The sequence below is a fragment of the Methanoculleus sp. SDB genome (assembly GCA_001412355.1).
Classification (GTDB): Archaea; Halobacteriota; Methanomicrobia; order Methanomicrobiales; family Methanomicrobiaceae; genus LKUD01.
Map to the genome: position 1 here is coordinate 1 of LKUD01000043.1, position 1271 is coordinate 1271.

Genomic DNA, 1271 nt, shown 5'->3' on the forward strand with positions numbered 1-1271 from the left:
GTGGTGTCCAATACCACCGCATCGGTGGGATCGGTGACTACACAGTGAACATCGTAAGTCTCGTCAAATCCGCCGTAATTGCGTACTACTGCAATTACATCATCCATTCCCGGACCCACTGATGTTCCCGGGCTGAGGAAACTAACCGATCCGACATCATGATTGGAAGGTGCAGGCATTAGTACCGGTCCTACGTTGTCAAAGGCGGCATACCATGCCCAGGTATTCATGTCATCATAGACAAATCCTACCTGCATACTGTCATAGGTAAGAGCGCTTACATCCAATGAATCCCAGGCACCAAAGTTATCTGCAGAATACACTACTGCTTCTACCCAGGCTTGCCAGGATCCGCCGGTGTACAGACGGTAGATCATTTTAAGTCTATCCGAACTGATGTTGTTGTAGGAATAACCCCACTTAAGATAATCACCATCTACTGCTACAAAAACAGGAGACATGGCGGTATCTAAAACATAATTTCCTGATCCGGCGGCATCGGAGTCAATCCACATGCTGGAGTCGCCGGAACTGGGGATTACATAAGATGCTTTGTAATCTGCTGCCATCACTGCCCAGGCGGCAGGGAAGCCAGCTGTGCTGGTTACGGTCCAATCCTGTGCACCGGTTTCAAAATCCCAGGTCACCGGAATTAATCCGCTGCCGGCAGTTCCGTACATGATAATTCCGGGCTCCAATGCCTGTCCCCATTGGGTGGTGGCACTGGTCCAGTTAGGTACTCCCAGTACTACTGAACGGAAATACAATTCCTGACCGTTTCCTATTCCCGCTTCACACTGCCAGCCGGTCTGTCCGTTTACGGTGAATACGTTGGACGGCTTTATCTCAAACCACCAGGACCCTGCAGGAATGGTGAAGTCATAGGATGACATATCCATGTACAAGGCATACTTGTCGGTAGCAATGGTGGTAGCTACAAAATCTGCTGCTTCCACTACCACTTCGGTGGTGGGATTATCCGCGGGTACTCCTGAATTGTCCGCGTACAATATCACGTGCACGTTGGGGACGTTTGCCCAGGTGGTAAAACCATTCCAGTTAGCCCACCAGGTGGTGATGGAGTCAATGGTCCAGTCCGCGTCGGTGGTGTTATCCATATCATCGGCGATATCCGCTTCAAACGGATAGGCGCTGTCCAGCTGACAGGCATAGCCGTTGGCATTTAAGGTATCGGGAATCTGGGATATTAATACATCTTTCCCGTCAATCACTACTCTGGTCCCCTGAGTCATCAGTCCGGGACCGCTTGC

Annotated in this window: 1 pseudogene; it reads right to left on the reverse strand. The window is 50.6% G+C overall.

What is annotated here, in order from left to right:
• Positions 1-1253: pseudogene (locus APR53_09665) on the reverse strand.
• Positions 1254-1271: the final 18 nt, after the last annotated feature.